The sequence below is a fragment of the Marivirga sp. genome, assembly GCF_051117495.1.
Classification (GTDB): Bacteria; Bacteroidota; Bacteroidia; order Cytophagales; family Cyclobacteriaceae; genus Marivirga.
In genome coordinates, this window is record NZ_JBNPEF010000029.1 from 58,784 (window position 1) to 83,913 (window position 25,130).

A 25,130-nucleotide genomic window follows, 5' to 3' on the forward strand; every position below is an offset into this window, starting at 1 on the left:
CAATTTCATACAGTATTAATTTTGTGTTAAAATAAAAAAGCGTCCCAACCGGAACGCTTTTAGCGGTGTCTTTAAATCTTTGGCTTTTTAGCCAATTGGGATTTGTCTCAATATTTTCTCAATAATGTCTTTAGTTGTAACCCCGTCAGCTTCGGCTTCATAGTTGAGCAAAATCCTGTGGTTCATGACATCGTAGGCCACTTCTTTTATATCTTCAGGTAATACATAATCCCTTCCCTCCATGTAGGCAACTGCCTTGGCACTTAAATTTAAGTTAATGCTGGCACGTGGTGAAACACCATATTGAATGTATTCTGCTTCTTGTTTCAATCCATAATCTAATGGAGACCTTGTGGCATATACCAATTCGATAATATAGCGTTCCAAAGATTCAGAAATCTCCACCTGATTGACTTGATCTCTGATGCTGAAAATTTCCTCTTTGGTCAAAATGGTATTGACATCCTTATTAAAAGTCATGTTGGACATCCTTCGCATCACTTCCAGTTCTTGAGATTTGGTAGGATAACTTACGGTTACTTTCAGCATGAATCTGTCAACCTGTGCTTCCGGTAAAGGATAAGTCCCTTCCTGATCTACCGGGTTTTGAGTTGCCAAAACCAAAAATGGCCTATCCAGCGGGAAAGTTGTTTCACCAATGGTTACTTGTTTTTCCTGCATGGCTTCCAATAATGCGGATTGCACTTTGGCAGGAGAACGGTTTACCTCATCTGCTAAAACCAAGTTAGAAAAGATTGGCCCTTTCTTTACTTCAAAGTTTCCTTGCTTCTGATTGTAAATCATGGTTCCGATCAAATCAGAGGGCATTAAATCAGGAGTAAACTGAATGCGCTGAAAATCTAAATGCAATACATTCGCTAAAGTGTTAACTGTTAAAGTCTTGGCCAATCCAGGAACACCTTCCAATAAAACGTGTCCGTTAGTAAATAGACCAATCAGCAATCGATTGACCATATATTCTTGACCTACTACTACTTTGGCTACTTCAGACATTACGTCTTTCACCTTCTGTTGCAATTCGCTTTTATTTGCTACCTGTGCTTCTTCCATGATTGCTTAAAACTTCTTTTATTATTTAAATATTTATAATTAACTACACAAAATTTTTCATTTGGTAATGAATATCAAATGGATAATAATATATCATATTTATTGCCTAATAGGCTCTATTTGAATTTCAAATATATCAATAAGTAACGATACTATAAACCGCTTCATTTTCTTTGGTCAGTCTTTTTTTGCCTTCCAAGAATCCTAACTCGATCAAAAAAGTAAAGTTGCCTACTGTTCCGCCTAATTCTTTCACCAATTCCGCTGCAGCCAAAGCCGTTCCTCCCGTTGCCAATAAATCATCATGTATCATGACTTTCTGTCCTTCTTTAATGGCATCACTATGAATTTCCATAGTAGCACTCCCATATTCCAATTCATATGAATACTGTATAGTTTCATAGGGAAGTTTTCCTTGCTTTCTCACAGGTACAAAAGGAACTCCTATTTTCTCGGCTATCATCATTCCAAAAAGAAACCCTCTGGATTCTACCCCAACAATCACATCAATGCCATCATCTTTGGCTTTTTCAACAAACCAATCTACAATTTCTGTTACTAGTTTTGGGTGAGAAAGAACAGGCGTAATATCTTTAAATATGATGCCCGGTTTTGGGAAATCTGCAATATCTCGAATTTGGTCATTAATTTTTTCTTCTAGTGTCATGGTGTAGGATAAAGAGTATTTTAAATAGCTTTTAATTTTTTGATTAAATCTTCAAGCATATCATCATCAAAATCTAGATGTGTTACAAATCTAACGTCATGCTTTCCAAAAGGAACAGCTAAAATTCCCTTTTGCTTTAATTTATTCACAAAATCAACTGATAAAGCATTATTTGAGAGTTTGAAGATCACGATATTAGTTTCCACAGGAAGAACAGAATCTACAAAACTCAATCCCTCTAATGCATTGGCAATTTTTCTAGCTCTATCATGATCCTCTTGAAGTCGATTTATATGATGATCTAATGCATATATTCCAGCAGCTGCCAAAAAACCGGCTTGACGCATTCCACCCCCCAATACTTTGCGTACTCTCCTTGCTTTTTTAATATCTTCTTGAGTTCCCAATAATAATGATCCCACCGGGCAACCCAATCCTTTTGAAAGACAGATGGAAATGGTATCGAAGTTTTGGCCATACTTTTTGGGGTCATCTCCTGTGGTTACTAAGGCATTAAATAGCCTGGCACCATCCAAATGAAGTTTAAGGTTTTTGTCCTTACAAAGGGAGCTGATTTTTTCAATTTCCTTAAAATCATAAACACATCCTCCACCCTTATTCATGGTGTTTTCTAAAGAAACCAAAGTAGAAATGGGTGCATGTACATCATCAGGATTATTGATATTATCCTGCACCATTTCTGCAGTAATTCTACCCCTATCTCCATGCAATAATCGAACTGAGGCGAAAGAATTATAGGCTATTCCACCGCCTTCATATAAATAGATATGAGATTTTTCATCACAGATTACCTCGGTATGAGGGGCTGTATGAACTCTGATAGCAATTTGATTGGTCATGGTGCCGCTTGGGCAAAAAATGGCGGATTCCATTCCGAAAAAATCGGCTACTTTCCTTTCTAAAGTATTAATGGTAGGATCTTCTCCAAAAACATCATCGCCAACTGGTGCTTCCATCATGGCTTCTTTCATAGCTGATGTTGGCTTCGTTAAGGTATCGCTTCTTAAATCAATCATTTTACTTATTCAATTTACACTATGATAAACCTGTCAGGTTTGAAATTAATATCAGGATAAAAACTTAAATTTACTTACTCATTATTTGCATTTGAAACCTGACATGTTTTCAATTAGAAGATTCAGGATACTTTTGTATTGCTTCTTAAATCTATCATTTTTTTTAATTCATTATTCAAATTCAGTATTTATCGGTCAGACGCTAGCAGTGTTTGGATAATTCATCTTATAAGTCGATTTAATTGCCTTTTGACTAATGAAGAAAGCGTCAGACCGATGGAGTTACTAAAATCTCCCGTTTCGGTGAAAACACCGAAACATTAATGGCACTTATTTCAAAAATCATGAAAACCTGCAGGTGAATATTCCTTCCATTCATATTTTATAAGCCCAAATTCTGGTCGGTGCGCCACCGACCAGGGCAGGCACCATGGTTGGTGTGCCATCAACCATTTTAACCATAATTCACTCTAAGATACTTTCTCAAACCAATGAGGCAACTTCACTTGGTCTGTATAAAATTTCTTTCTTGTATGATTACTGTCAAAAGGAACAATTTTTTCGATACGGTCAGTTTTGGGATGATAAAAAGCTTCTACATAGAAATCATTCAATAAAAATAAGTTGACTTTATAGCGATAATAGCGGATGGAAGTCACGAATTCCCCATCAACATACAAAGTCTTTATTTTTTTAAATAAACTTAAATTAACAAACTCTTCTACCTTCACTGAATTATTTCTTTTTAATAGTATATAAATCCTTTCTTCTATCCTTCAAATTACGCACGCTTCCGTAAGTATGCAATTCTTTTAGCAAATTTACATCTACATCTGCAATTACCGTCATCTCCGTATTGGGAGTTGCCTCCGTTTTTACGCCATTTGTTGGAAATGAAAAATCAGAAGGCGTAAAAACCCCAGATTGTGCAAACTGAATATCCATATTATTTACTTTAGGCAAATTGCCTACACTTCCTGCTATGGCTACATAACATTCGTTTTCTATTGCCCTGGCTTGAGAACATAAACGAACACGCATATAGCCATTTTGAGTATCCGTCAAAAATGGTACAAAAAGAATTTTTACTCCCTCATCAGCCAGTAACCTTCCCATTTCAGGAAATTCTACATCATAGCAGATATTGATACCTATTTTTCCACAGTCAGTATCAAATGCCTCAATTTTCTTTCCACCTGTCATACCCCAAGCACTTACTTCGGCTGGTGTCATGTGTATTTTTTCATAAGTCTCACTTGTACCATCCCTTCGGCACAAAAAGCCTTTGTTATAAAGTTTTCCCCTGCTCATTACCGGCATACTTCCGGTAATAATGTTCACATTATAATTAATGGCATATTCCTGAAAAATCTCCTTTAAGGGCTCTGTATATTTGGCCAGTTCCCTAATGGCGGTAGCTTCATCCAAATGATTGAATTCGGCCATCAGTGGCGCATTGAAAAGTTCAGGAAATAAAATAAAATCGCATTGATACCCACTTACCACATCAATAAAGAATTCAATTTGTTCTTGCATGGCTTTTAGGGATGGAGTAGGGCGCATCTGCCATTGCACTAATCCTAATCGAATTACCGTTTTTGGGATATGGACATATTCTTCCGATGGTTCATAATAGATATTATTCCACTCGATGAGCGCTGCAAATTCAGCTGATTGCTTATCTCCTGGCAAATAGCCCTTTAAAACTTTTTTAACATGGAAATCATTGGATAATTGAAAAGATAAGGTCTTATCATAAACCTCTTTCGCTATTACCTTTTGAATATATTGCTTGGGTGTAAATTTTTCAGAATATTGTAAATAACCTGGCAATCTGCCACCTGCTATGATAGAACGTAGGTTCAATTGCTCCACCAAATCTTTTCTGGCGTCATACATTCTTCGCCCCACTCTCATTCCCCTAAAATCAGGATGCACAAAAACATCTATTCCATAAAGCACATCACCTTCTGGATTGTGGGTATTGAAAGTTTCATTACCTGTAATTTCCGGATAGGTATGATTATCCCCAAAATCGGAATAGTTGACTATTATGGACAATGCGCAACCTGCCACCTGTCCATTCACCAAAACACATAATTGTCCTTCTGGAAATTTATCAATTAAGGTTTTGATATGCTCTACTTCCCATAAATCATCCCAGCCTGCGTAAGCCTTTTTCATGGACTTAATCAAACTGCGATAGTCCTTCAACTTTAGGTTTTCTAAGGTTACTATAAAATTATCTTGCATAATAATTATTAATTGGCTTTCAAATTAAAGCCTATAAATAAGTTTAAAAAGAAAAAAACCACAGCAATTTAGGTGGATTTCACCATATGCTGTGGTTTAATAATGTATTTTTTATTCTTAAATAGGAACGTTTACGTGTCTTTCTGCATGGTAAGAAGAACGCACTAATGGCCCGGATTCCACATATTTCAATCCTCTTTTCAAGCCTTCTTCCCTGTACATATCAAAAACTTCAGGATGCACATATTCAATCACATCATGATGTCTTTTGGTTGGCTGTAAATACTGTCCAACAGTTAAAATATCACAACCATGGGCAACTAAATCATCCATAGTGGCAAACATTTCATCTTGAGTTTCACCTAAACCGACCATTATTCCGGTCTTTGTTCTTTTACCGTATTCCTTGGTAAGCTTAATTTGGTCTAAACTTCTTTGGTATTTAGCCTGAGGTCTCACCCTTCTATAAAGACTAGGAACCGTTTCAATATTGTGAGAAACTACTTCCTGTCCAGCTTCAATCATCCGATATAGAGCTTCCCACTTTCCTTTTACATCAGGAATTAGCGTCTCTATAGTTGTTTCAGGAGAAAGTTCTTTGATTTTGACTACAGTCTGATACCAGATTTCAGCTCCTCTGTCCTTCAGTTCATCTCTGTTTACTGAAGTTAAAACAGCATGCTTTACTCCCATTTTCTTGATAGCTTCTGCCACTCTTTGAGGTTCCTGCTCATCATATTCAGGAGGACGACCAGTGGCTACCGCGCAAAATGAACAACTTCTTGTACAGACATTTCCTAAAATCATAAATGTAGCTGTTCCAGCTCCCCAGCATTCTCCCATATTTGGGCAATTACCGCTTTCACAAATAGTATGAAGCTTATTTTCATCCACAATTTTGCGGACATTAGCATACTCTTTACCAACAGGTAATTTTACCCTTAACCAATCCGGCTTTTTATTCTTTTTTTTCTCTTCTTGGCTTACTACCGGTAAATCTATCATATCAATTCTTTAATCAATTCTCAATTTATTTTCTTGACCCAAACAATATACTGACAAAAGCAGCGGGGTAAAAGTTATAATTTTTAGTACCCAATGGCACTAATTGAATCTCTCGGCTAAAAATTTCTCCCAAAAAACCTACTTCAAATCCAGTAACTTTACTCTTAAATGTACCGAATTCAAATAATAGAGATGCTCTTATGTGAGCCCCCATCACAACCTCCATTTGGTCAATTCCTGAAAAATATCCTGCGGGGCCAATAATGGAAGAACCGTTTAAATATTGTGAATAAGTTACCAAACTTCCGCCTTCAGCTCTTAACAGATAGGGTGAAACAAACCCTAGAGTGGGACCACCTGTAAAAACCCCGTTAATTTGTACTCCTTTTTGCTCTGCCTTCTTGAATAGCAAAAGGTCATAACCGTACATTAAACGGGTACTTATTAAATATTTTTCTTTGCCTTCATAAAAAGATGATGAACTAAAAAATGTTGGGCTTGGAACTCTTCTTTCTTGTGGGTGCCTAACATTGGCTATTTCAATTCCATAAGTTTGAAATATTCTATCTGATTTTTTAGCACTATAACGGAAGAATCCACCAGAAAAAAGTCCTCCATTTGTAGCTTTAGTTACTCCAAACAAAAACTCTTGCCCATATTCAAAAGGATCATCCTTTTGGCTTTTGACCTCAAAGGTGAAAGGAAATATCAATAAAAAAAGTATAAATATTCTTTTCATTTCAATGATGTAATAACACAAATTTAAAGTTTTAGATTCAGAAACTAAATATTTTTCATCCCTTTCACCAAAAACTATTTTTATAAAAATTTGGGAGAAGTTAAAATTGTTGAATAATATTAACTTACGTTTGAAAATAACGATAAAAGCTCAATATAGTTTATGGCAACTTCTTCAATTAAATACATTCATCCCTTAAAAACAAATGCAACCCATAATCGTTCGGGAAATTCGATTACAACAGATGCTCCTGTAGATAATAATGGACAAGGAGCATATTTTTCACCTACTGATTTGGCCGCTACATCCCTAGGCAGTTGTATGATGACCATAATGGGTATTTATGCAGACCAAAACAATTTGGATTTAGGCGAAATACACTGTGATTTGCAAAAGGAAATGGCGGCAAACCCAAGAAGGATCAAAGCCATTACAATCGATATTGAATGGAAAACGAATTTACCTAAAAAGGAAATTGAAAAACTTAAGAAAATTGCATTGAATTGTCCAGTAGCTAAAAGTTTACATCCTGATATTGAACAAAATATAAGTTTTAAAATGCTTTAAGTTAAATAGGGCCTATTAGGAAATTACACGAAAAAAATCTTATACCTATCTGATATTCAGTAACAAATAATATATTTCTGTAAAATTAATTATTAGATTCCATATCAGTGGCCATTTCGGATTTCAATTCTTGATAACTTATTCCCATGTGGGAATCATCATAAACACAAGCTCCATTTTTTATCAATAAAACCTGAGGGGATTGATGCATTACTCCAAATTTATCTGCTATTGCGTTGGAAATATCACGGTGAGAAATCAAATCTAGGTAATAAGCTTTTACTTCACTCATTTCTTCAATCTTCCAGCTTCTTTCCAATCTGTTTAGTGCCATAGCACTGATGGAACAGCTGGTGCTGTGTTTAAAAATCACTACAGGATTCTGTTTAGACTCTTCTATTATTTTATCTATTGTATCCAGACTTTCTAATCTTTCCCAATTCATAGTTTTAAGTATTAATTTTGTTGTTCTCCCGATTCAGCTTCTTGTTTTTTCCAAGTATCCGGATGTACTGAGTTATCCCAAATTTGACCTTCATTTTTATCACGTCTTTCTTTTGGTTTTTTACGCGTCACATATTTTGGCTGCATATCATCCTTCCAAATACTGCTGAAAAACGAAGAAACAGATTGAAAGGTTCTAGCTAAAAAGGGCAATTTGGTATTTTCCGCAGCCAGGATTTTCGTCCCCGGATGGGATTCAGTTGTTACATAAAAATGTCTTTTATAATCACCATCCAATTTGGAGATATCCTTACTCGTTTGTTTCATTTCATCCGTAGGCTTTCTCTTTTCTACTACTGTTAAAAGCCTATCATCATGTAACTCTTGCTTTTTTGGCTTGTTGACGGTAGCGGTCATCAACTTATCTTCATCATACTGCTTACGTTCTGGGTTTGCAGGTCGTGCAGTCATTAATTTATCATCGTCAAATGGTTTTCTTTCCCTATCACCGTGCAATGCTGTCATTAATTTGCTGTCATCATAAGGTTTGCGTTCCTTATTAGCAGGTTCTGAGACCATAAGCTTTGAATCATCAAACTTATTTCTTTTACCATCCCTAACCGTTTCAGTCATCAACTTATCATTATCGAATGGCTTTGGTTTTTTATCGGAAGCCTCTATTGTCAATAATTTATCACCGTCAGGCTTATTTGATTTGTAATCTGGCTTTTTGGCCACCATTAATTTATCATTATCCATTTTAGGATAATCATCTTTTTGCTTTTTGAACATGATTTTGTCATCATCCATTTTTGGATCGATGTCAGGGGTCGCAGCAGTTTCTAATTTATCATTATCAAATGGTTTTCTGTCTTTATCTTTTCTTCTGCTATACAATTTTTTACCTTCCACTTTGCTTTCCCTATCCTTTTTGGGTGCTTTTGACAAAGTTGCAGAAGGATCATTTAAGTTAATTGATTTAGGTGTATCCTGTGGCCCTCCATTTTTCAAGTTTACATTTTTCGGTTTTCGCTTCTTTTGTAGAACCGGCCCTTCCTCAGCCACTCTGCTGTCATAAGGAATTAATGGTTTTTTTAACTTGGAAGGATTCGTAATGGCATCCCTGTCGGCTGATTGATAATTTGGTTTATTGTCGTATGTTTTGCGCTTTGGCCTTTTGTCAGGATTATAATCTTTAGTCTCATAATCACTTTTTCTTGCCTTAAACCACATTACTTTATCCCAATCCCATTTGAAAGGATTAATCACAATTACCTTGTTATTCCCTCTGTTAGGATTACCTTTTGCCTTTCTTCTTTTGGAAGTCTTTACTTTTTTGTTGTCCATTTTTTCAGGACTTTTTTTCTCAGATACTTCCAGCTTTTTACCTCCAGTTTCTTGAGCGGAAATTTTGTAGGGCATGAGAAAAAAGCCAACCAAGAATATGGCCAGTAATAATCTAATTGATTGATATGGTATTTTCTGAAACAAAATGTTATTACTAAACCTTCAATTTAATGCCATTTTTTTGAATTATAAATTTTTATTGGGTCATGTACTTAAATCTAATAATCTGCCAATTTTTTTAATTTGCTTTTGATCCTTTCCTTCGGTAAAAAATTCTGCTCCAAATCAGCATTAAACGGAACAGGAGTATCCAAACTCCCTTCTCTCATAACCGGTGCATCCAAGGCTTCAAAACAGTTCTCACTTATCCAAGCGGCTATTTCACCACTGATGCTTCCAGTCAAACAATCTTCGTTGCAAATCAATACTTTACCTGTTTTCAGTACACTTTTTTTAACTGATTCAGTGTCCCAGGGCAATAAAGTTCTCAAATCAACCAACTCAACAGATAAATCTGGTAAATCATTCATAGCTTCTTTTGCCCAATGTACTCCCATTCCGTAAGTGATGATCGAAATATCTGATCCTTCTTGAATGACATTAGCCTTGCCGATTTCTACTGTATAATAATCATCCGGAATATCATCAGTTAAAGACCGATAAAGCGCCTTATGCTCAAAATACATCACCGGATTAGGATCTTCAATTGCAGCAGTTAGCAAACCTTTTGCTTCATACGGATTAGAAGGGAATACAATTTTTAAACCGGGTGTATGAAAAAACCATGCCTCATTGGACTGAGAATGAAATGGGCCGGCCGCTACGCCTGCTCCAGTTGGCATTCTCACTACCACATCAGCATTTTGCGCCCAACGATAGTGAGATTTTGCCAAATTGTTAACGATCTGGTTGAATCCACAAGTAACAAAATCAGCAAACTGCATTTCTATTACTGATTTCTGTTTTTTAATGCTCATTCCCAAGCCAATTCCAATAATAGCAGATTCGCAAAGCGGAGTATTTCGGATTCTATCCTTTCCGAATTGGTCAATAAATCCTTCAGTGATTTTAAAAACACCTCCATAATCGGCAACATCTTGTCCCATAATCACCAATTCCGGATATTTTTCAAATGATTGCTTTAAGCCATCTGAAATAGCATCCACATATCTTTTAGGGCTTTTCTTTTCTGATTTTGGAGCTATAGATTTTGAGTCATGAGGCAAAAATAAATCTGCCACTTGCTGTTCCGTATTCACTTCAGGATAAATATCCTCTGCTGCTAGTTTTAATCCATTATTAATGTTTGCTTTTATTTCAGCTCTTAATTCATCTACCTCGGGCTGAGAGATGATTTTTTCTTTAAGCAAATACTGCTCATAATTATCAACAGGATCTTTTTTTGCCCATTTGTCAAACAGCTCTTGTGGAACATATTTTGTCCCAGAGGCTTCCTCATGACCTCTCATTCTGAAAGTCATGGCTTCAATCAGGATAGGTTTTGGGTTTTTCCTAATTTTCTTGGCCGCCTTATCCACTGCATGAAATACGTCCAAAATATTGTTACCGTCCACTTTAATGGCTTCCATCCCATATCCTGGTCCTTTATCTACAAAATTTTTGAATTTGAACTGTTCGTTGCTTGGAGTGGAAAGTCCATAGCCATTATTTTCGATCATGAAAATTACGGGCAAATCCCATACTGCCGCCACATTTAAAGCTTCATGAAAATCACCTTCCGAACCTCCACCATCACCACTGAATACCAAAGTGGCTTTGTTTTCATTTCTCAATTTACTGGCCAAAGCAATTCCATCCGCAACGCCCAATTGTGGCCCTAAATGAGAAATCATTCCTACAATATGAAATTCGTTGGTTCCAAAATGAAAGGAGCGATCCCTACCTTTGGTAAATCCTTGCATTTTTCCCTGAAATTGCGAAAACAACCTATTTAAAGGTATATCCCGGCTGGTGAATACGCCTAAGTTCCTGTGCATTGGCAGGATGTATTCATCTTTTTGAAGAGCGGCTGTGGAGCCAACGGATATGGCTTCTTGCCCAATTCCAGAGAACCATTTGCTGATTTTATTTTGCCGAAGCAAAATCAACATTTTTTCTTCTATGAGCCTGGGCAACAAAATTTCTTTATAAAGGTTGATGAGTTGTTTATCGGATAATTTCTTTCTATCAAATTGCATGAAAAAATACCTTCAGTAAAGGCTTTAAAGGTTTAAGTTTAGTTTTTAAAATACTGTTTCTATCTTTGGGTTTCCTAAAAAATTTGGAAACAATTATCCGACAAATTTAAAGTAATGGTCTTATCTGCAAAAGCCATTATATTTTTTATTTTTGATTCACTCATTAACTTATGATAAAATATAATTCTTTTACGCTTGATAATGGTCTAAATGTGTATGTCCACGAGGACAAAAATACACCTTTGGCGGTTTTTAACTTACTTTATGATGTAGGTTCTAGAGATGAAAAACCTGATAAGACTGGTTTTGCACATCTTTTTGAGCATTTAATGTTTGGGGGTTCTAAAAACATTCCAAACTATGATGAACCACTTCAAAGAGTAGGTGGTGAAAATAATGCATTTACAAGTCCGGATGTTACTAACTATTACGTCACACTACCTGCACAGAATATTGAGACAGCTTTTTGGTTGGAGTCGGACAGAATGCTCTCCCTTTCATTTGATCCTAAAGTTTTGGAAGTGCAAAGAAGTGTTGTGATAGAGGAATTTAAGCAAAGATATTTAAACCAACCTTATGGTGATTTATGGCTAAAAATGAGGCCTTTGGCTTACGAAAAGCATCCTTATCAATGGGCTACCATTGGAAAAGAGATTTCTCACATTGAGAATGCCACTATGGAGGATGTAAAAGAATTTTTCTTTACTCATTACAGACCTAATAATGCCTATTTGGTGGTAGCTGGAAATGTGAAAACGGAGGATATAAAACACTTAGCTGAAAAATGGTTTGGCGATATTCCTGCTGGAGAGAAAAGGAACCGAAAATTACCCAAAGAACCCAAACAGCAAGAAGCTAGGTTTTTGGAAATTGAGTCGGATGTTCCAGTTGATGCATTATATAAAGCTTACCACATGCCTGCAAAAACAGAAGAGCAATATTATTCTACCGATTTGATGAGCGATATTTTGGGAAGGGGAAAATCAAGCAGACTATACAAGAAATTAGTTAAAGAAGAGGGTATTTTCTCAAGTTTGGCCGCTTATGTAACTGGTCCTGTTGACCCTGGATTATTAATGATCAGTGGTCAAGTTTCATCAGGAATTAGTTTGGAAAATGCTGATAAAGCGGTCCAGCAAATCATTAAAGAATTACAAACTAAAGAAGTGGCCAACAAAGAATTGGAAAAGGTAAAAAATCAAGCTATTTCTACCATTGTTTATGGCGAAGTAGATATTTTAAACCGTGCCATGTCTATTGCATTTGGTGCCGCCATGGGAAATCCTAATTTGGTAAATGAAGAAACTGACTTGATCAAAGCAGTAAGCACAAAAGATATTTATGAAGCCTCTCATAAAATATTGAGGGATGAAAATTGTTCCACTATTTACTATAAAGCAAAAAAATGAATTTTAGGATAGGATATGGTTATGATGTTCACCGCTTGGCAGAAGGTGAAGAATTCTGGTTGGGTGGCATAAAACTAGATTATCATAAAGGAGGAGTTGGGCACTCAGATGCAGATGTACTTATCCATGTGATTTGCGATGCCCTCTTAGGAGCGGCAAATTTGAGAGATATTGGATTTCATTTTTCCGATCAAGACCCACAATATAAAGGAATAGACAGTAAAATATTATTGGAAAGAACAGTTGCTCTTCTTCGTGAAAAAGGATATGAAATTGGTAATTTGGATGTAACAGTAGGTCTGCAAAAACCGAAAATCAATCCCTTAATTCCTGAAATGAAAGCCGTTTTAGCAAAAGTGATGAAAATTAGTGAGGAGAATTTGTCTCTAAAAGCCACCACAACAGAAAAATTAGGATTTGTTGGAAGAGAAGAAGGCGTGGATGCACATGCTGTGGCACTGATTTATGTAAAATAAAAAAGATAATCCTTATATTCAATTTTAAATTTACTCCCAAATCTAAATATACTGACATGAAAAAGACTACTTTAATTTTACCTTTTTTGGTAACCTTTTTTTTGTACAAATCTTTTAGCCAATCTACTTCAAGTGAAATCACTGGAAAGTTTTTTGATTTATATAAAAAATCTCCTGAACAAGCTATTGATTATGCATTTTCAACAAATAAATGGATAATTGATAAAAATCAAGATGGAATTGCCAATGTTAAAAATCAGCTTACAAACACCCTAGAACTAATAGGTGATTATTATGGTTTTGAAGTAATTACTGAAAAGCAAATAGGTGAAAACTACATTTTGAATAGCTTTTTAATTCGATATGATAGACAACCATTACGGTTCACATTTATACTATACAAGCCTAAGGATACATGGCAAGTTCAAAGTTTCCTATTCGATGATAATATTGATGATGAATTAAAAGAATCTGCTACTGCTTATCGACTAAAAGAAAATTGGGAATAATTAATTTTAATTATTAAATGTCCGACATAAAAATTATTATAACCGAAGACGGTTCCCATTCCCTTTATCATGAAGATTTAAAGGAGACCTACCATTCTTTTCATGGAGCCCTACAGGAATCTGTTCATGTTTTTATTGAAAAAGGATTACGCTTTTGGCGAACAAAATCCGGTTTACCAAAAGAAGTAAATATATTCGAAGTGGGTTTTGGAACCGGATTGAATGCATTATTGGCCGCACAATTTGCTAAAGAAAATGGAGTAAAAATCAATTTCACCAGCATTGAACCGTTCCCCTTGGATATGGAAATCATCAATCAATTAAATTACCCAACATCAATTGGTCAGGATGATTTAAAATTAACGTATGAACAGTTGCATACAAGCGAATGGGGCAAAAAGGCAGAAATCAATCCTTTTTTCTCTGTTCATAAAATCAAAACCAAATTAGAGAATTTTCAAACTGATGAAAAATTTGATGTGCTCTTCTTTGATGCTTTTGCCCCGAGCAAACAAGCAGAACTCTGGACTGCAGATTTGTTGCAAAAATGTTATAATTTATTGAGATCAGGAGGTGTGTTCACTACTTACAGCGCTAAAGGTCAATTGAAGAGAGATTTGAAATCCGTTGGTTTCGAAGTGGAGACTTTGCCTGGTCCTCCCGGAAAAAAGGAAATGGTGAGGGGAATAGTGAATTAGAGGGTTCTTCTTAAATTTTTTATATTTAGAGTATGAAAATGATTAGAAAGCCAACATTTGCAGGGAAAATACAGGAAAAGGATGAGAGAGACATTCGTTTTTGGGCTTATGAAAAAACAGCTGAAGAACGAGTTCAAGAAGCTTGGAGATTGCATTGTGCCAATCATAATGTTGACCCTATAAATGTGAAATTGGACAGAACCAAAATGAGAGCTTGGAAAAGAGATGCTTAATATTTTTAACGCTGATTTTAAAGAGTATGTTGAAACTTTAAATAAGTATCAAGTAAAATATATGTTGGTAGGTGGTATGGCTGTAAATATTTATGGATACAGGAGATCCACAGGTGACATGGATATATTTGTCAAAGCCGATTCAGAAAATCATACCAAATTAAGAAGAGTTCATGCAGAATTTGGAATGCATATGGGCGAAATGGAAGTGGAGGAGTTTTTCATTGATAGTAAAAGGTATGATGTGTTTACTTTCGGTGTCAGTCCAATTCAAATAGATATCATGACCAAATGTAAAGGATTGAGTTTTGATGAAGCTTACGAAGCATCAAAAATTATAGAGATTGAAGGTGTTGATGTTAGAATTGTAAGTAAACATGATTTGATTTTAGCAAAGCAAGCTTCAGATAGAACAAGAGATAGAGCTGATATTGAAGAATTGAATAAGCTTAAGAATGAACTTTGAAAACAAGATTGACAAATCATTTTCCCCAAAATTAATGCTCATCAAATTATTGTTATTAAATTCATGCCATGGATTTAAGACTTTTCTTTAGCCCCGTTCACGAGGAGATTTTTTCTGGTATCAAAAAACAGGGAAGCTTTTACAAAAACATTCAAGTCTATCAGGAAAAATTCCCTGATTATAAAAGTGCAGATATTGCCCTGATTGGTATTGCTGACAAAGGAAAAAATGAAGAAAATGCAGGGATTGTTGGAAGTGCCGATGCCTTAAGAAGAAAGCTCTATCGTTTATCTAAAGGCTCTGGAGCTTATAATATTGTGGATTTAGGCAATATTTCGGAAGCTATTGATACCGAGCAAACTTTTGGAAGAGTTCAAGAGGTTTGCCATGCCTGCTTAGAAAATAATGTGTTGCCCATTTTGATTGGCGGTTCACATGATATGGGATTTGCCCAATATTTGGCTTACGAGGAAATGGAAAAGCTTATCAGCGTATTAAATGTGGATGCTTTTTTAGACATGGAAGACAAAGATTCACCCGCTAATCAACAGCATGTTCAAAAAATGCTGATGCACCAACCCAATTATTTATTTAATTATAGCCATTTAGCCTATCAAACCTATTTGGTGAATCCTCAGGCAATCAACACATTAGAAAAACTATATTTTGAAGCCCATCGAATAGGGGCATTACGACACGATTTAAAAGAAATGGAGCCGGTTATCCGTCAAGCGGATATGTTGAGTTTTGATTTGTCAGCAATTAAGTCTTCGGATTTCCCTGCCTCTTCCCAAGCACAACCATTTGGCTTGACTGGTGAGGAAGCCTGCCAATTATGCTGGTATGCCGGGATAAATGAAAAATTAAGTGCTGCAGGGTTTTATGAATTTGATGTTACTAAAGATGATGATTCCGATAAGTCTGCCGCGGTTTTAGCCACTATGATTTGGTACTTTATTGAGGGATTTTATCACAGGAAAGAATCCAGAGATTTCCGTTCCAATGATTATATGAAGTATGTAGTTTCCATGCCAATGGAACCAGAAATATTGACTTTTTATAAAAGTAATTTTATTGACAAATGGTGGATGGAAGTGCCTAATCCATCAGGAAACAACCGGTTTAATAGAAACTCAATAGTTCCATGTAGCTATTCAGATTATCAACAAGCATTAAAAGGTGAATTGCCTGAAAGATGGATTGTCATGCATTCCAAACTATTTTAAGAATAAGGCGTACTTTTGTTCTATGAGAAATATTTTAGGGTTTATTGTTTTTATTTTATGGGTCTCTTCCTGCAATCCTTCAGACCAATCTGTAGATACACACATAAATACAGCTATTGAAAACCATGGAGGAGAAGCTTATGAAGCTTTAGATATTCAATTTCAATTCAGGGATAAATTTTATGCACTTCATCATCGTGAAGGTAACTTTAAGTATGAAAGAATTTTTAAGGATTCACTTGATAGAAAAGTCAATGATATTCTAGATAATGATGGGTTCAAAAGACTCATAAATGGGGAAAAAGTTGAATTATCAGCTGAAGATTCTGCCGCCTATGTCAATTCCGTTAATTCTGTTCATTATTTTGCCCTTTTACCTTACAATTTGAAAGATGATGCAGTATTAGCAACTAATAAAGAAGATATACTCATTAATGGAAAAGCTTATAAATCAATTGAGGTCAAGTTCCAACAAGAAGGGGGCGGCACTGATTATGAGGATGTGTTCATGTTTTGGTTTGACGCCAAAACCTATGCCATGGATTATTTTGCCTATTCTTATCACACGGAAGGAGGGGGTATCCGATTCAGAGAATCCATTAATAAAGAAAAGGTTGATGGTGTGATCTTTCAAGATTACAATAATTACAAAGCTGAAAAGGGAACTGATTTAATGGAATTACCTAAAATGTTTGAGCAGGGAGAATTGGAATTACTTTCCAAAATTGATTTAGAATTTGATGTTGAAGCATTATGATAGTATCTAAACCAAGATTTAATACCGTTTTTGCATTAAGTATTTTCCTAGTCCTTGTTTTTGGATCCTTTTTTCTTTTGTTGGATAGCCTGCTAAAAAGTGAATCCTTTTTTATTATAAAATTGATATTAACGCCCATTACTTTGGTTATTGCACTTTTGGTTTTAGGGAAATTATTAGCGGCCATAAAAATCGTAAAAGCAGGAAATAATAAGTTGCACATCTTTTTCCCCATCAGCCGTAGTAGAGTAGAATTACCATTAGATGAAATCAGAGGTTGGAGAGAGGACGTGGTGAAAACCAAACAAGGTGAATTTAGGGAAACGAAAATTCTATACGGAAAGAAAAAAGTGATTAAGCTCTCCAATAAGGAGAATACTGAATATGACAAATTAGTAAAATACCTCAATCAAAAGGCCAAAAAACAGAAAGCTGGCTAAACAAGCTTCATATACCTTACCAGTATTAGAATCGGCTAATTTTATCATCAAAGATTTTAAAAACCACCGCTATTTCCTTCATGAGCCCCAAATGAATCTACCTATAAGTTTGACAAAGTGATATGTTTAACTAAATTCGGCTTGTTTTAAAACCAAATTGGACATTTATGGCGCAAAAAACAGAAGAATTTAGTAATAGGTGGGGTATTATTCTTGCCGCATTGGGAATGGCAATTGGTGCTGGTAACTTATGGAGATTCCCTAGAATTGCGGGTGAGCACGGAGGTACTTTTATCATTCTTTGGATGCTTTTCCTAGTAGTTTGGTCTATTCCTTTGTTAATGGCTGAATTAGCAATAGGAAAACACTATAAAAAAGGAACTCTAGGTTCATTAGGTAGTTTGGGAGGCAAGAAATTCAACTGGATGGGTACTTTCGTGACCATTGTTACCATGGGAATAGCCTTCTATTATTCTGTTGTAACAGGATGGTCACTGAGATATTTCATCCTCAACACACAAAATTTAATTAATTATCTATTTGGCTCTGGAGCGATGAATGAGCAATTCGCTGATCCCAATGTGAATTTTATGGAAACATTTTGGGCAGGATTATCCAATTCTAGCTGGCAAGCTGTGCTTTGCTATATGTTTACCATCAGCATTGCTATTTGGGTACTAAGCAAAGGGATTAAACAGGGCTTAGAGAAAACGAATAAAATATTAATTCCAACGCTTTTTATTCTATTAATGGTAGTAGCTGCATTTGCCATCCAAATGCCGGGTGGAACCCAAGGGCTGGAATATTTATTTACCATTGACGTAGAAAAATTTAAGGATCCCATTATTTGGATAGAAGCTATTACAGATTCGGCATGGAGTACAGGTGCTGGTTGGGGTTTGATGATTACCATTGGCTCTTTCTCTAGACAAAAAGAAGATGTTACTTTGAATACATTTTTAGGCGCATTTGGTAATAATACGGCTGCTTTATTAGCTGCAATGGCAATTCTACCTGCAGTATTTGCTATGGCTGCAACTCCAGATGAGGCGGTAGCCTTTTTACATGATGGCAATACTGCATTAGTCTTTACTATTTTGCCACAGCTATTCGCTCAGATGCCAGGCGGACCATTCCTTTCTTGGATTTTCTTTGGAGCATTTGCCATGGCTGCTTTTAGCTCAATACTTCCAATGATGCAGTTGATCATAAAGAATTTGACTGATTATAGTTTATCTAAAAAGCAAGCAGCCATTATCGCTGGGGCAGCCTGTTTTGTTATTGGTTTTCCATCAGCTTGGTTTTTATCCGTTTTTGAAAATCAGGATTGGGTTTGGGGAGTTGGCTTATTAGTGAGTGGTATTTTTATATCCTTCCTAATTATAAAATATGGACCAGCAAAATTCAAAAGAGATTTCATTGACCAGAACTCAGATTTTAAAGTCTCTCCAATTTATTTTACTGGAATGATTTATTTTAATTTTCTAGCTGGCTTATTCTTGGTTTATTGGTGGATGAGTCAAGGATATAGTGAATATCCGTGGTTTGATGCCAATGGAAATTGGAATGTGATGGATATCTATAGTAATGCAACGATTGTAACCCAGTGGGGGATTGCATTATTAATCGCAATAGTATTTAATGGATGGTTTTACAAAAAATTTGTTAAGAAATGAGTACGGAAGCAATAATAGGTATGGTAGTTTGTCTTACCATAACAGTGGGAGGTTTTTTAATATTTTTGTTTAAAGCCTTAAGTATGGACAAAGATAAAGAGGAGTAATTATTACAGAATAAAAAGGGAATCAATTGGTTCCCTTTTATTTTTCACCTGTGTGTTTGGTGTCCATCAAATATACTTATTTATTCTGGGCCAAAAACTCCTTCACAACTGATTTCGGCAGTACATGATAACCATTTTTTGGTTTAAGATTTTCTATCCTCTCTGTTGGGTTTAAATGCACATGGTAGCCATCCAATTCTTCAATAGCTATCATATCATCCACTTCATATAAATCATCTTTATGGACTTCATCAAAACCCTTTAAAAATTTCTCTTTAGCTCGTTTTTTGATTTCTGTTGCCAATCTGCCAACCAAAAATGTATTGGCATGATGCTCCATAAAATCCCCTTCTTTATAGGCCCCCAAATTGATAAAGAATAGTTTTTTATCCTTATCTGTACTTTTTTCCAGTTGCAAACTTATTTTGTAACCGTCCACCACATCCAATTCCATATAAGAATCAATATGCATTTTTTCAGGTAGCCCAAACCACTTCTCCAATAATTGGAAATAGCAATCTTCTATAGTTGAGCCAACTGCAAATACAACATCATGTAGTTCAGTATTTGATTTTGCTGCGGCACCTCCCAAAACGACTGCATATAATTTTAAATCCTTCATTTTTATAATCTTTATCAAAAATCAATAACTATTCAACCCGATTGAAGTTTAGCAAAGGTAAACTAAATTCAAAAATATAAAATGGCAAAAATAACATTGGGGGGTAACCCATCTAATACCGTGGCTGATTTACCTAAAATAGGTCAAAAAGCGCCCGAATTCAAATTGGTGAAAACTGATATGTCTGAAGTTTCTCTTTCAGATTATAAAGGTAAAAATGTGATTCTAAATATTTTTCCTAGTGTGGACACAAAAGTTTGTGCCATGTCAGTAAGGGAATTCAATGAGAAAGCAGCGTCTTTGGACAATACTGTGGTTTTATGCATTTCAAAAGATTTGCCTTTTGCACAAGCAAGGTTTTGCGGTGCAGAAGGAATCGAAAATGCAATTCCGGTTTCCAATTTCAGAAATGATAGTTTTGGAAAAGATTATGGTGTAGAATTAGCCGATGGCGGATTCAAAGGATTGAATGCCAGAGCAGTAGTGGTAGTAAATCCTGATGGTGAAGTGGTTTATAATCAATTGGTTTCTGAGATTGGGAATGAACCTGATTATGAGAAGGCTTTGACTGTGGTGAAATAAGATAAATTATAAATATCTATTTTTAATTTTAAAAGGGAGCTTGTAGGTAAATACAGCTCCCTTTTTGAATTATTAATTATCTTCAGCTTGTATTTTTACATTTATAGTTATTGAACGAGTTGATGGGCTATCACCTGAAATATCTTCCACTTCAATTAAACCTATTCTACTTCCACGTTCAGCGTCTAATGTAATCCCGAAAACATCTCCAATATTTAAATCAGAAACTCGAGTTTCGTCCGAATTACCGTCACCATTAAAGGCATTTAAGAGTTGTTCCTCGTTTTCTATAGAAGCAAAGTCGATGTCTCCAACAAGTAATTTAAATCTAGATTCACTTGAAGGGTTTAAATTTTCAAGGTTTACACCTGCTTGAGAGTCAAATGCTATAATTGCATTTTCATCATCAATTGCTCCAATTGCATAACCTGAAGTACTTCCATACCAGAACACCAAATCATTTTTATCTGTATTTTCAGCTTGGAAAGCTTCAGAAACGGTATAAACTTCTCCTTCTACAGCATCAAAAAAGCTTCCATAGTCTGGGTTTTGTGGCCCTCCTAACAATTGAGCTGTAAATTCATTTATTGCAACAGCATTTTCACCAACTTCAACATCCAAAGAACCCTCACCTAATCTTCCTTCTCCATCTTCCATTTCGACTGTAAAAGTAAGCGTCAAATTAGCTGCCTCTTCAGGGATTTCAAATCCAGGTATAGTAAAACTACCTTCAGTTTCACTTGCAACATTAAAAGCATTTAAGTCTATTACATTATCGGAAATGCCATTAGCAGTTAATGTAATAGTAAACTCTTCAGTTTCGGTATTAATTGTTGCTCCAACAACCGGTGCATCTGCAGTAAAATCTACAACCAAGTTTATAACATCTCCTGGGACATAAGCATCTTGTTCATTTTCAACTGACACTGTTACATTAGGGGCGCTTCCCACAGGTGTTTCATCCTCTGCCGGATCACATGCAGTAAAAACAAATGCTCCTGCCAACGCAAATAATAATCCGTTTTTCAAAAATTTCATCATAGTTTAACTCATTTAAATAATTATAAAATATAAATATATAATCACATCCGAATTTATTTACTCGGATAATTTAAAGACCCAATTAAATGACATAAGGTTGTCTTCATTCAGAATTTTTTTTCGAATTCTAAATTTATTCTTGATTTAATTAATTTTTTATTAATTTTATTGTGTGACAATATTCAACGTAATTTGTTATATATTAGTATATTAGATATCTTCAGTTTGAGTATAAGCTTAACTAACGAGAATAAAAAAAATATTTTTTAGGTATTTCAATTAATTTATATAACTTTATTGATAGAATTTTAAGGAATTAATTTTAACTTGCTTAAAGTTTCATATTATTTTTTCTTAAGATATATTGAAATTTCGCATTAGAAAACTAAATTTACCATCACTAAAAAACTGAATTATGGCAGAGAATAACCAAAGCATCTTTGACATGATAAACCAATACGGACCGTATGTTGGTATGGTCATCATTGGGGTAGCCGTCTTACTTGTTTTACTTTATTATTTAAGGTTAGGAACTTTAAGTGAATTTAAACAAAAGTATGATTACATTAACAAAAACGAAATTGATGTATTATGGCGTTCAGCTGTAATTATATTAATTGGTGCTGTTATTTGGGTGAATTCCCTATTTGGTGAGACAGAATTTTTATGGTTATCCGTAAAAGTTTTTGTGTCTGCTATGTTGGCGCTTATCATTGGAGTGATCATTCAAAATGTATTGAGGTTTTACTACCCTTTTTACATTGAAAAAAGATTGAAAAAATTACGTTATACTCCTAGAGTTTCACCTAAAACCGGTAAGCCTATGAAACTTCTTAGTGAAGAAGAAGAGGATGTTTACTTAGATGAAGGTATGCAGGCAGAAGAAGATATCTTCTCAGTAGATTATGACGTTTGGGTGGACGAGGAAACTGGATATACTAAAATTGAAAAATATTCTGGTCACTTACATGCATTACAGTGTTCTGAATGTAATTACCAGACTTTAAAAGTTGTTAAAGAGGAAATCATTAAATCTCCAACCGTAACGGAAGATGGAGAATTGATGAAATACTTTAAATGTTCTTACTGTGGACACAAAGCTAGAAAAACATTCCACATCGCTAAACTGAAAGAACCTAGTCCTGAGGCAGCGCCTTCAGACAGTTCCTCTGCTTCAGCTTAAAACAAAACACATTAAAAAAAGCCAATCAAAATTTTGATTGGCTTTTTCTTTTTTTAATATTCTATACAAATATTTTTCGGCTCTGTAAAAAACTTCAATGCTTCCAAGCCTCCTTCCCTACCTAATCCGCTATTTTTCATTCCTCCAAATGGAGTTCTTAAATCTCTATTCATCCAGCAATTAATCCAGACGATTCCAGTTTTAATCTCCTCTCCAATTCGGTGAGCCTTTGATAAATCATTTGTCCAGATAGTGGAAGCTAAACCATATTCGCTTTCATTTGCCAAGGAAAGAGCTTCTTCTTCACTTTGAAAAACATTTAAACTCACTACAGGTCCGAATATTTCTTCCTGATTGGTTCTGCAGGTATTTGGTAGGTTTTCTAAAACATGGGGCCTCAAAAAGTACCCTTTTTTATTTTCTTCTATTAATTCAAAAGCTTCTTCTCCGCATAATAACTTACCCCCTTCTTCCTTTGCCAGAGAAATATAGCTTTTCACTTTATTGAGATGTTGAGCCGAAACCAATGCACCCATATTCACGGATGGATCAGCCGGGTTTCCAACTTTAAGTGCTCTAACTTTCTGGACAAATTTTTCTTTGAACTCCTCATAAATGGGCTTTTCTACATAAATCCTTGAAGCACATAGGCAGATTTCTCCTTGATTGGTAAAGGATGCACGAACTAAACCGTCCACTGTTTTATCTAAATCACAATCTGTAAACACTAAGGCTGGGTTTTTACCGCCTAGTTCCAATGAAAGCTTTCGAAACAAAGGCGCAGAAATTTCCGCAATTCTCTTCCCAGTGGCTGTTCCTCCAGTAAAGGAAACTGCTTTTATGTTTTTATGACTAACTATGGCATTTCCAATTTCTGGCCCTTTGCCATGAAGAATGTTTAAAACGCCTTTTGGCAATCCTGCCTCCATGCAAATTTTGCTAAAAAGGTATGCGGTATAAGGCGTGATTTCTGAAGGCTTGGCAATAACACAATTTCCAGAAGCCAAAGCAGGCGCTATTTTCCAAGTGAATAGATAAAGTGGCAAATTCCAAGGTGAAATGCATGCCACCACACCCAATGGTTTTCTTAATGTATAATTTATTGAATTTATCCCAGCATGAGATTCACTGCTAAATTGCGTAATGGCATGTGCAAAAAACTCCATATTGGCACTGGCCCTTGGTATGTCCACCGTTTGAGCCAATTGCACAGGTTTACCCGTATCCTGACTTTCTGCTTTTGCTAGTTCATCTAAATTTTCATTAATAAGCTTTGAGATTTTATTTAGATAGTTGGCCCTTTCCTTTACAGATAAATTACTCCATACAGGAAAAGCTTTTTCAGCGGCATCAATTGCATATTGTAAATCCTTATCATTTGAAAGCGGAATTTGGGCAAATACCTCAGCAGTAGCGGGATTTACATCATCCATATATTGAGACGATTTGGGAGCGATTAATTCCCCATTGATGTAATTGGCTATTTTTTCCATATTAAATACAATCTAATCTTCCGCCATCAACTGCTAAATTTACCCCATTGATATAAGATGCTTTTTCAGAAGCCAGAAACAAAACTGCATTGGCCACTTCAACGGGTTCTGCAAATCTTCTTGTTGGAATACTAGCCTGCATTTCCTTGCTGACTTCATCCAAGCTTTTACCACTTGTTTTGCTTTTATTCTGAATGATCCCCTCTAATCTTCCGGTCATGGTGGCTCCTGGCAATACATTATTAACTGTAATTCCGTAAGGGCCTAATTCATTGGAAATGGTTTTTGACCAACTGGCCACTGCACCTCTTACCGTATTGGAGACTCCTAAATTAGGTATAGGCTGACGGACTGAAGTGGATATTATGTTGATTATTCTGCCGAATTCTGCAGTTTTCATTTGGGGAATAACGGCCTGGGCTAAATACTGATTACAAATCAAATGCTGTTGAAAAGCATTTAAATAATCTTTTCCCAATGCTTCATGAGCTTGTCCTGGGCTTGGACCTCCTGTATTATTGATTAATATATCGATTGGGTTTTTATGACAGTACTCCAGCGCAATTTCCCTCAATGATTCAGGGTGGCTGTAATCAGCTACTAAAAAATGATGCTCTTGATTGTTATTAGAGAGTTCGTTTAAAGTAGCTTCCAATTTGCCTTTATCTCTCGCAATTAAGGTCACGTTCGCTCCTTCTTTTGCAAATTCATGAGCGATGGCTTTTCCTATTCCTGCCGTACTTCCTCCAACTAAAACTCTTTTCCCTGATAAATCTAAATCCATTTTAATTATTTTTATTGATGAATATCCATATTTGATCAATTTTGCGAAATATAGCCTGTCATGTTTTTACATTTTATAGATGATGAAAAACGCACTCATG

Annotated in this window: 28 protein-coding genes; 14 read left to right on the plus strand and 14 right to left on the minus strand. The window is 35.5% G+C overall.

The annotated features are described in order from the left end of the window. Positions 1–87 precede the first annotated feature (87 nt). The 7 genes from ACFE0M_RS15985 to ACFE0M_RS16015 form a co-directional block, all read right to left on the minus strand. Positions 88–1,071 (minus strand): AAA family ATPase, encoded by a 984-nt coding sequence (locus ACFE0M_RS15985; protein WP_434546788.1) that lies wholly within the window; start codon positions 1,069–1,071, stop codon positions 88–90. Positions 1,072–1,207: 136 nt separating this feature from the next. Beyond that, a complete protein-coding gene (locus ACFE0M_RS15990) occupies positions 1,208–1,738 on the minus strand; it encodes an adenine phosphoribosyltransferase (protein ID WP_434546789.1) in 531 nt (176 codons plus the stop codon). A gap of 20 nt (positions 1,739–1,758) precedes the next feature. Then, complete coding sequence (locus ACFE0M_RS15995; RefSeq protein WP_434546790.1) at positions 1,759–2,775, minus strand: threonine aldolase family protein; 1,017 nt, start codon at positions 2,773–2,775, stop codon at positions 1,759–1,761. Between the two features lie 470 nt (positions 2,776–3,245). Continuing rightward, complete coding sequence (locus ACFE0M_RS16000; RefSeq protein WP_434546791.1) at positions 3,246–3,506, minus strand: hypothetical protein; 261 nt, start codon at positions 3,504–3,506, stop codon at positions 3,246–3,248. Positions 3,507–3,510: 4 nt separating this feature from the next. Next, positions 3,511–5,028 (minus strand): GNAT family N-acetyltransferase, encoded by a 1,518-nt coding sequence (locus ACFE0M_RS16005; RefSeq protein WP_434546792.1) that lies wholly within the window; start codon positions 5,026–5,028, stop codon positions 3,511–3,513. A gap of 117 nt (positions 5,029–5,145) precedes the next feature. Next, entirely contained in the window at positions 5,146–6,033 is an 888-nt protein-coding gene (gene lipA, locus ACFE0M_RS16010) for a lipoyl synthase (RefSeq protein ID WP_434546793.1), read from the minus strand. 25 nt (positions 6,034–6,058) lie between these two features. Beyond that, entirely contained in the window at positions 6,059–6,772 is a 714-nt protein-coding gene (locus ACFE0M_RS16015; RefSeq protein ID WP_434546794.1) for a hypothetical protein, read from the minus strand. A 162-nt stretch (positions 6,773–6,934) separates the two neighbouring features. Here ACFE0M_RS16015 and ACFE0M_RS16020 point away from each other — a divergent pair, with 162 nt between their 5' ends. Continuing rightward, entirely contained in the window at positions 6,935–7,339 is a 405-nt protein-coding gene (locus ACFE0M_RS16020; protein WP_434546795.1) for an OsmC family protein, read from the plus strand. An 85-nt stretch (positions 7,340–7,424) separates the two neighbouring features. On the opposite strand, the gene ytxJ is transcribed toward ACFE0M_RS16020, so the two are convergent. The 3 genes from ytxJ to ACFE0M_RS16035 all read right to left on the minus strand — a co-directional run bounded on the left by ytxJ (position 7,425) and on the right by ACFE0M_RS16035 (position 11,328). Beyond that, positions 7,425–7,784: a bacillithiol system redox-active protein YtxJ gene (ytxJ, locus tag ACFE0M_RS16025; protein ID WP_434546796.1), complete on the minus strand. Its 360-nt coding sequence runs from the start codon at positions 7,782–7,784 to the stop codon at positions 7,425–7,427. An 11-nt stretch (positions 7,785–7,795) separates the two neighbouring features. Then, entirely contained in the window at positions 7,796–9,205 is a 1,410-nt protein-coding gene (locus tag ACFE0M_RS16030; RefSeq protein ID WP_434546797.1) for a hypothetical protein, read from the minus strand. Between the two features lie 143 nt (positions 9,206–9,348). Next, entirely contained in the window at positions 9,349–11,328 is a 1,980-nt protein-coding gene (locus ACFE0M_RS16035) for an alpha-ketoacid dehydrogenase subunit alpha/beta (RefSeq protein WP_434546798.1), read from the minus strand. Positions 11,329–11,498: 170 nt separating this feature from the next. Between ACFE0M_RS16035 and ACFE0M_RS16040 the strand changes: the two genes are divergently transcribed. From ACFE0M_RS16040 to ACFE0M_RS16090, 11 genes are all read left to right on the plus strand, one after another. Then, positions 11,499–12,737: a M16 family metallopeptidase gene (locus ACFE0M_RS16040; RefSeq protein ID WP_434546799.1), complete on the plus strand. Its 1,239-nt coding sequence runs from the start codon at positions 11,499–11,501 to the stop codon at positions 12,735–12,737. After that, positions 12,734–13,213, plus strand: coding sequence for a 2-C-methyl-D-erythritol 2,4-cyclodiphosphate synthase (gene ispF, locus ACFE0M_RS16045; protein WP_434546800.1), 480 nt, complete (start codon positions 12,734–12,736; stop codon positions 13,211–13,213). Before ACFE0M_RS16040 ends, ispF begins: the two co-directional genes overlap by 4 nt. Positions 13,214–13,269: 56 nt before the next feature. Beyond that, a complete protein-coding gene (locus ACFE0M_RS16050) occupies positions 13,270–13,722 on the plus strand; it encodes a hypothetical protein (RefSeq protein WP_434546801.1) in 453 nt (150 codons plus the stop codon). 17 nt (positions 13,723–13,739) lie between these two features. Further along, positions 13,740–14,420: a tRNA (5-methylaminomethyl-2-thiouridine)(34)-methyltransferase MnmD gene (gene mnmD, locus ACFE0M_RS16055; RefSeq protein ID WP_434546802.1), complete on the plus strand. Its 681-nt coding sequence runs from the start codon at positions 13,740–13,742 to the stop codon at positions 14,418–14,420. A gap of 32 nt (positions 14,421–14,452) precedes the next feature. Further along, on the plus strand, positions 14,453–14,653 hold the full coding sequence (locus ACFE0M_RS16060) for a hypothetical protein (RefSeq protein WP_434546803.1): 201 nt from the start codon (positions 14,453–14,455) through the stop codon (positions 14,651–14,653). Beyond that, positions 14,646–15,119: a nucleotidyltransferase gene (locus tag ACFE0M_RS16065; protein ID WP_434546804.1), complete on the plus strand. Its 474-nt coding sequence runs from the start codon at positions 14,646–14,648 to the stop codon at positions 15,117–15,119. Before ACFE0M_RS16060 ends, ACFE0M_RS16065 begins: the two co-directional genes overlap by 8 nt. Positions 15,120–15,187: 68 nt before the next feature. Beyond that, complete coding sequence (locus ACFE0M_RS16070; protein ID WP_434546805.1) at positions 15,188–16,345, plus strand: formimidoylglutamase; 1,158 nt, start codon at positions 15,188–15,190, stop codon at positions 16,343–16,345. Positions 16,346–16,367: 22 nt separating this feature from the next. Continuing rightward, positions 16,368–17,102 (plus strand): DUF6503 family protein, encoded by a 735-nt coding sequence (locus ACFE0M_RS16075; RefSeq protein ID WP_434546806.1) that lies wholly within the window; start codon positions 16,368–16,370, stop codon positions 17,100–17,102. After that, entirely contained in the window at positions 17,099–17,542 is a 444-nt protein-coding gene (locus ACFE0M_RS16080; protein ID WP_434546807.1) for a hypothetical protein, read from the plus strand. The genes ACFE0M_RS16075 and ACFE0M_RS16080 overlap by 4 nt, the downstream gene beginning before the upstream one ends. A 167-nt stretch (positions 17,543–17,709) precedes the next feature. Continuing rightward, positions 17,710–19,218, plus strand: coding sequence for a sodium-dependent transporter (locus ACFE0M_RS16085; protein WP_434546808.1), 1,509 nt, complete (start codon positions 17,710–17,712; stop codon positions 19,216–19,218). Then, positions 19,215–19,325, plus strand: coding sequence for a MetS family NSS transporter small subunit (locus ACFE0M_RS16090; protein ID WP_434546809.1), 111 nt, complete (start codon positions 19,215–19,217; stop codon positions 19,323–19,325). The genes ACFE0M_RS16085 and ACFE0M_RS16090 overlap by 4 nt, the downstream gene beginning before the upstream one ends. 76 nt (positions 19,326–19,401) lie before the next feature. Here the strand turns inward: ACFE0M_RS16090 and ACFE0M_RS16095 are convergent, their stop codons facing one another. After that, the gene (locus ACFE0M_RS16095; protein WP_434546810.1) at positions 19,402–19,947 is read right to left on the minus strand and encodes a DUF1543 domain-containing protein; all 546 of its coding nucleotides are present in this window, start codon (positions 19,945–19,947) and stop codon (positions 19,402–19,404) included. Between the two features lie 81 nt (positions 19,948–20,028). Here ACFE0M_RS16095 and tpx point away from each other — a divergent pair, with 81 nt between their 5' ends. Beyond that, positions 20,029–20,529, plus strand: coding sequence for a thiol peroxidase (gene tpx, locus ACFE0M_RS16100; RefSeq protein WP_434546811.1), 501 nt, complete (start codon positions 20,029–20,031; stop codon positions 20,527–20,529). A 72-nt stretch (positions 20,530–20,601) separates the two neighbouring features. Here tpx and ACFE0M_RS16105 read toward each other — a convergent pair whose 3' ends face one another. Then, a complete protein-coding gene (locus ACFE0M_RS16105; protein ID WP_434546812.1) occupies positions 20,602–21,570 on the minus strand; it encodes a hypothetical protein in 969 nt (322 codons plus the stop codon). 415 nt (positions 21,571–21,985) lie between these two features. On the opposite strand from ACFE0M_RS16105, the gene ACFE0M_RS16110 reads away from it, so the two are divergent. Beyond that, a complete protein-coding gene (locus ACFE0M_RS16110; RefSeq protein ID WP_434546813.1) occupies positions 21,986–22,753 on the plus strand; it encodes a hypothetical protein in 768 nt (255 codons plus the stop codon). A gap of 53 nt (positions 22,754–22,806) precedes the next feature. Here the strand turns inward: ACFE0M_RS16110 and ACFE0M_RS16115 are convergent, their stop codons facing one another. Both ACFE0M_RS16115 and ACFE0M_RS16120 read right to left on the minus strand, forming a co-directional pair. Then, positions 22,807–24,246 (minus strand): aldehyde dehydrogenase, encoded by a 1,440-nt coding sequence (locus tag ACFE0M_RS16115; protein ID WP_434546814.1) that lies wholly within the window; start codon positions 24,244–24,246, stop codon positions 22,807–22,809. A 1-nt stretch (position 24,247) separates the two neighbouring features. Beyond that, the gene (locus ACFE0M_RS16120) at positions 24,248–25,030 is read right to left on the minus strand and encodes an SDR family oxidoreductase (protein WP_434546816.1); all 783 of its coding nucleotides are present in this window, start codon (positions 25,028–25,030) and stop codon (positions 24,248–24,250) included. Positions 25,031–25,130 lie beyond the last annotated feature (100 nt).